Annotated in this window: 9 protein-coding genes; all 9 read left to right on the forward strand. The window is 55.4% G+C overall.

Annotated elements, in window-relative coordinates; translation table 11 throughout:
• A partial coding sequence (locus ACUVTA_RS04750; protein WP_445951826.1) for an S-layer homology domain-containing protein occupies nt 1-472 on the forward strand: 472 nt, incomplete at its 5' end.
• 159 nt (nt 473-631) lie between these two features.
• Complete coding sequence (gene flgB / locus ACUVTA_RS04755; protein WP_445951827.1) at nt 632-1,054, forward strand: flagellar basal body rod protein FlgB; 423 nt, start codon at nt 632-634, stop codon at nt 1,052-1,054.
• A 10-nt stretch (nt 1,055-1,064) separates the two neighbouring features.
• Nucleotides 1,065-1,481: a flagellar basal body rod protein FlgC gene (gene flgC / locus ACUVTA_RS04760; RefSeq protein ID WP_445951828.1), complete on the forward strand. Its 417-nt coding sequence runs from the start codon at nt 1,065-1,067 to the stop codon at nt 1,479-1,481.
• 159 nt (nt 1,482-1,640) lie between these two features.
• On the forward strand, nt 1,641-1,925 hold the full coding sequence (gene fliE, locus ACUVTA_RS04765; RefSeq protein ID WP_445951829.1) for a flagellar hook-basal body complex protein FliE: 285 nt from the start codon (nt 1,641-1,643) through the stop codon (nt 1,923-1,925).
• A 129-nt stretch (nt 1,926-2,054) separates the two neighbouring features.
• Nucleotides 2,055-3,569 (forward strand): flagellar basal-body MS-ring/collar protein FliF, encoded by a 1,515-nt coding sequence (gene fliF, locus ACUVTA_RS04770; protein WP_445951830.1) that lies wholly within the window; start codon nt 2,055-2,057, stop codon nt 3,567-3,569.
• A 28-nt stretch (nt 3,570-3,597) separates the two neighbouring features.
• Complete coding sequence (gene fliG / locus ACUVTA_RS04775; RefSeq protein WP_445951831.1) at nt 3,598-4,608, forward strand: flagellar motor switch protein FliG; 1,011 nt, start codon at nt 3,598-3,600, stop codon at nt 4,606-4,608.
• The gene (locus ACUVTA_RS04780; RefSeq protein ID WP_445951832.1) at nt 4,592-5,281 is read left to right on the forward strand and encodes a FliH/SctL family protein; all 690 of its coding nucleotides are present in this window, start codon (nt 4,592-4,594) and stop codon (nt 5,279-5,281) included. Before fliG ends, ACUVTA_RS04780 begins: the two co-directional genes overlap by 17 nt.
• A 6-nt stretch (nt 5,282-5,287) precedes the next feature.
• Entirely contained in the window at nt 5,288-6,592 is a 1,305-nt protein-coding gene (gene fliI, locus ACUVTA_RS04785; RefSeq protein WP_445951833.1) for a flagellar protein export ATPase FliI, read from the forward strand.
• A gap of 7 nt (nt 6,593-6,599) precedes the next feature.
• Nucleotides 6,600-7,037 (forward strand): flagellar export protein FliJ, encoded by a 438-nt coding sequence (gene fliJ, locus ACUVTA_RS04790; protein ID WP_445951834.1) that lies wholly within the window; start codon nt 6,600-6,602, stop codon nt 7,035-7,037.
• Nucleotides 7,038-7,150 lie beyond the last annotated feature (113 nt).

Here is a 7,150-nt window from a genome sequence, read left to right on the forward strand (position 1 = left end):
GTTTTACCAAGCGTGGCCCGCAGATATCGATGCTTCTTACTTCGGTTTAGGCTACAGCAGTGTCAGCGGTGGTGTTTACATCTTCGATGCGGCGCACCTGCCGGTGCAGTACGTAGAGACTGCCGCCCGGAATGGTATAATCACCGGTTATAGCGATAAGACCTTTAGGCCCCAGAACAAACTTACGCGGCAGGAGGCGGCGGTGATTCTAGCGCGGGTCGCTAACCTGCGGCTCATGGACGATGGGGAAAAGGTACGGGCGGAGCTTAGCAGAATTTTTGAGGATGCTGACCAGATAGCGCCGTGGGCGGCTGCTTCTGTCTTAGCAGCCCACCGGGCGAAGCTAATTGTAGGGAAGCCGAGCGCAAACCCGAAGAGTAAGAAGCTTGTTTTTGATCCCAATGGTAATCTGACGCGGGCGGAAGCGATTACGCTGACCTACCGCATTATGAAAAAACTCAAGAAGATATAGCTTTAGCTTCCTCTTGTGGCAGAATATATTCCTCCGTGACCGGAAAGGACCATTTCTGGTCACGGCTTATTTTTTCAACAAACAACAAATTTTTTTCTCTATATGCAGGAATTGGGGAAGTTATGTCGAAACCTGACCATGGAAATGGTTAGATAGCGGATGATGGGGGTGCCCTGCGTGAGCATCTTTAACGATCCGGTCAAGGTGGCCCTCGCCAAAACGCTCGACGCCGCCGCCCTGCGGCAGCGCGTTATTGCGGATAATATCGCCAACGCAGACACGCCGGGCTTCAAAAAAGGTACGGTAGAGTTTGAAGCTGCACTCCGGCAGGCCGTGGGCGGCGAACCTCTCGCCCTTAAAACCACGGACCCGCGCCATATCGGTTCAAGTTCATTATCCTCAGTTACGCCCCAGGTAAAGCGGGTTACCACTACTACCACCCAGCGAACCGATGGTAATAACGTGGACATAGAGGAAGAAATGGTTAACCTGGTTACCAATAACCTCACTTATCAGGCAGCGGTTAGGTTTATCAGCGGCAAGTTCAGTTCACTCCGGTACGTCATTTCCGGTGGAAGGTAGGTGAAGCGGCGTGCGGTTTTTTGATAGCTTTGCGATCAGCGGTTCGGGTCTGACTGCCGAACGGCTGCGGCTTGATCTTATCGCTAATAACATCGCCAACATCCACACAACCCGGACGGCAGAAGGAGGCCCTTACCAGCGCCAGGTTCCGGTTTTCGCACAGCGGCTCGAAGCTGCGGCCACCGGCTTTAAGGGTGCGGGAGTAGCGGTTACAGCGATCCTGCGAGATACGAGTCCGCCTCTACTCGTTCATGACCCCTCGCATCCGGACGCCGACGCGCAAGGTTATGTGCGCTACCCGAATATTAACGTGGCGAACGAAATGGTTGATATGATCGGGGCAACCCGGGCTTACGAGGCAAATGCTACCGTATTTGAAGCGGCGAAGGATATTGCCCAGCGCGCCCTCGATATAGGCCGTGGTTGAGCGGCGGTGCCCTATCAGTTAAATAGCTGCTCCTTTTAAGGAGCCGTTTACGACAATAAAGCCGCGCTACCAAAGAATGAAAATAAACGTTGAACGCAGAACGGGCTCTAAAAGTCTGCCCGTATTAAAGGTTGAACGATTTTCGAGGGAGGTGCGAGGGTGGAGATAACCCGCGTGGGCGCGTTACCAGTAGCGCCGGAGGTGCAAACCGAAAAGGTAGGTGGCGGTTCGTTTAGTGAGTTACTGAACCGGATGATTAATGAGGTGAACGGGGCACAACTAAACGCGGATAAGGCGATCAAGGGTTTCCTTACCGGAGAGGTGCAAGACATTCACCAGGTGGTGCTGGCCACCGAAGAAGCACGCTTGATGCTTGAACTGGCCGTACAGGTACGTAACAAGATCCTCGAAGCTTACCAGGAGATTTCCCGAATGCAGATTTAGGAATTCAATAGGTAGATGAAATCATCCGCGCGCCGTATCCGGGTTGAGTGGGTAGACCAAGCCAAATAAAGCTTCGCTGCTATAAACGGCGCCCGGTTTAACAAACTTACGGGGGGTAGGTGCTGGGCAGTGAATCTGCGTGACCTGCTGGCTCAGCTTAAGAATCGCTGGCAGGCCTTTAGCGCGACGCGGAAAGCTGTCGTCGTCCTGGCTGCTGTCGCTTTTGTGGCAGCGGTTTTTTACCTTAGTGCCGTTTTGACGCAGCTCAATTATACGCCGCTTTTTACCGGTCTACGACCGGAAGATGCGGGGGCCATTATTCAGAAGTTAGACGGAATGAAGGTACCTTACCGCCTGACCGATGGTGGGAGTACTATTCTCGTGCCGAAAAAAGAGGTTTATAAGGTTCGGGCAAATTTAGCCGCGAGTGGTGCCTTATCGGGAGGAGGCTTAGGTTTTGAGCTCTTTGAGAAGACAAAGTTGGGCATTACCGATTTTGAACAACAGGTAAATTACCAGCGGGCGCTTCAGGAGGAATTGCGACGGACAATTGTCCAGTTTGCTGGAGTTGAGCAGGCCCGCGTTCACCTGGTAATTCCCCAGAAGAGTGTTTTTGTTGAGGAACAACAAAAGCCTTCCGCTTCGGTGGCGCTTAAACTTAAACCCCTGGCGCATTTGAAGCCGGAAGAAGTGGAAGGAATTGTTGCCCTTGTTTGTGGCGCAGTGGAGGGGTTAAAGCCGGAAGACGTTCACGTTATCGATATGGCGGGTAATCTCCTGACCGAGGATATGGCGAGTAGCGCGCAATCCCGGGTACTTAAAAACCAGCAAGAACTCGAGCGGGCTTACGAGCGGGAGCTTGAAAAGCGGGTTACGGCGATGCTGACAAAGGTTTTAGGACCCGATAAAGCTGTGGCGGTGGTCAATGCCGACTTTGATTTTAGCCAGCGGGAGACGGTAACCACTATTGCCTACGGCAATCCGGCGGTAGTAAGCGAACATACCGTTACCGAACAGAACAATTCTGGCGTTGCTGCCGGCATTCCGGGAACGGGCTCTAACCTCGTCCCTACCTATCCCTCGGGAAGCAGCGGTAGTCAGGGTTATACGAAACAAGAGCTAACGCGTAATTACCAAGTAGGGCAGCGCGAAGAGAAGGTGATCGAGGTACCCGGACGGTTGCGGCGACTTACTACTTCGGTGGTGGTAGATGGCAGCCTGAATAACGCCGCTATCCAGCGTATTCAGGATGTGGTAGCGAACGCGATTGGTTATGATCCTGCACGTGGTGACCAGATCCAGGTAGCAAGTATCGCGTTTGATAAGAGCTACCAGAAGAAATTAGAGGCGGAAATGGCGGCGGCGGAAGCAAAGGCGAAAAAGGAAGCCCGGCAGCAGCAAATCATGACCCTGGTAAAGCAAGGGGTTATCGGCCTCGCGGTGTTGATCTTTTTCCTGCTCTTTATGCGGTGGCTACGTAGTTTGAAGCCGGAAGCGCCGCTGATCGAAGAGGTTATTCCGGTGCAAGTAGGGGTAACGCCGCCTCCCAAAACGGACGAGCGCTTCATCCAGGTCAAAGAAACCGCGCAGAAGAACCCGGAAGAGGTAGCGGACGTGATTCGGATCTGGCTCTCTGAAGAATAAGCTTTGACATCACAAGAGGTGGGTTTAGTTGGCGCAGGCGAAATTGAAAGGACGGCAAAAAGCAGCGGTGTTGCTTCTGACCCTCGGTGCGGATTTGGCGGCAAAGGTTTTGAAGCAGCATTTTCCGGAGTCAGAAATCGAGCGCCTTACGTACACCATCTCTAATTTAGGCCGGGTGCCACCGGAAGTAAGGGATTCCGTTCTTGATGAGTTTCTGGAACTTAAGCAGGTCCGGGCGCAACTGATTCAGGGCGGCGTTAAGAACGCCCGGGAAATTTTGGAGAAAGTGGTGGGGCCGCAAAAGGCGGACGAGATACTCCGGCGTTTGATGCAGAGCGCGGCGATCGTTCCTTTCGCCAGTCTCCGGAAGACCGACCCGAAACACCTGCTTCGCTTTTTGCGGGATGAGCACCCGCAGACCATTGCGCTCGTGCTTTCGTACCTTGAGCCTTCACAGGCGGGAGCGATCCTATCGTCTCTGCCACAAGAAATGCAGGTGGAGATCGTTAAGCGGATTGCGACAATGGAGCGAACCTCCCCGGAGATTGTGGACGAGATCCAGCGGGTTTTGGAACATAAGATGATGACCGTGGTTTCTGTGGAACAAACCCAGGCTGGGGGTATCGAGTCCCTTGTTGGTATTCTCAACATGGTTGACCGGGCTACGGAAAAGAGCATCCTGGAAAGTCTCGAAAATGAGGATCCGGCCCTCGCGGATGAGGTCCGGAAACGGATGTTCATGTTTGAGGATATCGTGAAACTCGACGATATCTCGATCCAGCGGGTTTTGCGGGAGGTTAATACCAAAGACCTGGCGGTAGCGCTCCGGGGGGCTACGGAAGAGGTTAAGAACCGGATCTTTAAGAACATGTCCCAGCGGGCGGCGAAAATGCTTAAGGACGAACTCGAGTTCATGGGCCCGGTGCGGCTGAGACAGGTGGAAGAAGCGCAGCAAAAGATCGTTAAGGTAATTCGGGCGTTAGAGGATAGCGGTGAAATCATCATCGCGCGGGGTGGCGAGGATGCCCTCATCTTATAGCCAGCGGGTTTTGAAAGGAGTTAGCCTGGACGGTAGGACTTACCGACGTTTGGTACTGCGGGAGCTCAACGTTGCGGCCGCTGGATACCTAGACTCCCGAGAGGCGGAGGCGGGAAAGGCCGGGGCCGATGCGGCTGACGCTGCAGCGCAGATTATTGCCGAGGCGAAGGAAGAGGCGGCCAGGATCCGGGAACAGGCGTATCGAGAGGGATTTGAGGCGGGTTTCCGGGACGGCGTGGCGCGCGGGGAAGAAAGCGCCCGGGGAATCTTAGAGCAAGCGCGCGCGGTTTTGGCGGCAGCCGAGGCCGAGCGAACGGCGACAATTGACCGGCTAGAGAAGGAGATTATCGAACTTGCTCAGGAGATGGCCAAGCGGATAGTAGCAGCGGAACTTAAAACGAACCAGGAGGTAGTCCTGGCGATTATAAAAGAGGCGCTGACACTGGTGCGCGACCGGCCGCAGGTGTTAGTACTTGTCCATCCGGACGACCTTGCTATTTGCCAGCAGGCACGTCCGCAGTTTGAGGCCTTATTACCGGATAAGGCCGTGTTGCGGATTCTCCCAGATCCTGCGGTGGAGCGGGGCGGCTGCGTTATCGATACTGGTGAGGGAGTGGTTGACGCTACACTGGCATCACGGTGGGCAATGTTGTTAGAGGAGCTTAAGGGGTAGAAGAGCATGGTCAACCTGGCGGTGTACCGGCAAAGAGTACAGCAGGCGAGCCTTTTGCGGCAGATTGGCGTAGTGACTAAGGTGGTAGGCCTGACGCTTGAGGTGAAGGGCTTTAAACCTTTTGTCGGTGAAGTTTGCATGATCGATGTTCCAGAAGGCCAACCAGTTATGGCCGAAGTGGTTGGTTTTCGGGAGGATGTGGTTCTGCTCATGCCTTACGGGGAGCTTACCGGGGTCTGCCCTGGTTGCCGGGTTGAACCGCGCCGGCGGGCCTTTACCGTACGTGTCGGCGAACACTTGATAGGCCGGATTTTAAACGGCCTGGGCGAACCGATTGACGGGCGTCCTCTGCCCTGGGGTATCCCGATGCCGGTTAATAACCGTCCGCCTTCGCCTTTGGCCCGGCGGCGTATCGACCGGGTCTTCGCTACCGGTGTGCGGGCGATCGACGGCTTCATTACGTGCGGGCGCGGGCAGCGCCTCGGGATCTTTGCCGGTAGCGGGGTGGGGAAAAGTGTGTTGTTAGGGATGATCGCCCGGTTCGGGAGCGCAGATGTAAACGTGATTGCACTGGTGGGTGAGCGGGGGCGTGAGGTTCTCGAGTTCATCGAAAAGGATTTGGGCCCGGAAGGGTTGCGGAAGTCGGTGGTAGTGGTGGCCACCTCGGATGAGCCTGCACTCCTGCGGCTTAGGGCGGCTTTTGTCGCCACGACAATTGCCGAGTACTTCCGCGATACCGGGGGGGATGTTTTACTCCTGATGGACTCGGTGACCCGGTTTGCGTTAGCCCAGCGCGAAGTAGGGCTTGCGGTTGGCGAGCCCCCGACGACGCGGGGTTATCCGCCCTCGGTCTTTGCTCTTCTGCCCCGCCTCTTGGAACGGGCAGGCAACAGTGAATCCGGGTCGATTACCGGGTTCTACACGGTACTGGTAGAGGGCGACGATATGAACGAACCGGTAGCCGACGCAGTTCGAAGTATCGTGGACGGGCATATCGTTCTCAAGCGCGAATTGGCGGTCGCCAACCACTATCCGGCAATCGATGTGCTGGCGAGCGTTAGCCGGTTGATGCCGAGCGTGGTGACTCCTGAGCACCGGCAGGCTGCCGGGCGCCAGCGGGAGTTGATGGCCGCCTACCGGCAGGCTGAGGATTTGATTAACATCGGGGCCTATGTTGCCGGCTCCAACCCGACTATCGACCGGGCCATCGCGGTCCACGACCAGATTAACGACTTCCTCCGTCAGGGGCCGGACGAATATACCGCTTACGACGAGGCTGTGGAACGGCTGCTTAGCATCGAAAGGGGGTAGTAAGCCCGTGGGACGGTTTAACTTTCGCCTGGAGCCGGTTCTGAAGTACCGCGCGGTGAAAGAAGAACAGCAGATTCAAACCCTTGCCGAGGCGCAGCGCCGCCTTGAGGAAAAAGAAACCGCGTACCAATCTTGTGCGGCGGAATACCAGGCGAGCTTAGAGGGTAGCGGGAGAACCCTTACGGAGCTTCAGCAGTGGGCGGTTTACCGCCAGCTCTTACGTGAACGGTTAAAAGCGGAAGCGGCGAAGCTCAAGGAAGCCGTGGCGCAGGTGGATGCGTGCCGGGCGGCGGTCCTTTCGGCGCGACAGGAACGGCTAACCGTAGAAAAGGTAAAGGAGCGGCGCTATGCTGCTTTCTTAGCGGAAGAAGGTTACAAAGAGCGACGCCAGTACGACGAGCTGTCCCAGCTCGCTTTCCAAAACCGGGAGAAGTTAGATACCTAACGGGGAAAAGGGGGTGTAACCCGCAGGAAGCACAGTTCTGGTCCTGTTATCAGTACCGAAAGACTCACGGTAAAATGTCAACAGGAGATTTCAAAAAGTTTAAGTTTTCAAGC

Source organism: Thermodesulfitimonas sp. (genome assembly GCF_052743955.1).

Coding starts and splice junctions, on each gene's coding strand:
- flgB (WP_445951827.1), top strand. CDS start 632: ATGATGGGGGTGCCCTGCGTGAGCATCTTTAACGATCCGGTCAAGGTG.
- ACUVTA_RS04780 (WP_445951832.1), top strand. CDS start 4,592: ATGCCCTCATCTTATAGCCAGCGGGTTTTGAAAGGAGTTAGCCTGGAC.
- fliI (WP_445951833.1), top strand. CDS start 5,288: ATGGTCAACCTGGCGGTGTACCGGCAAAGAGTACAGCAGGCGAGCCTT.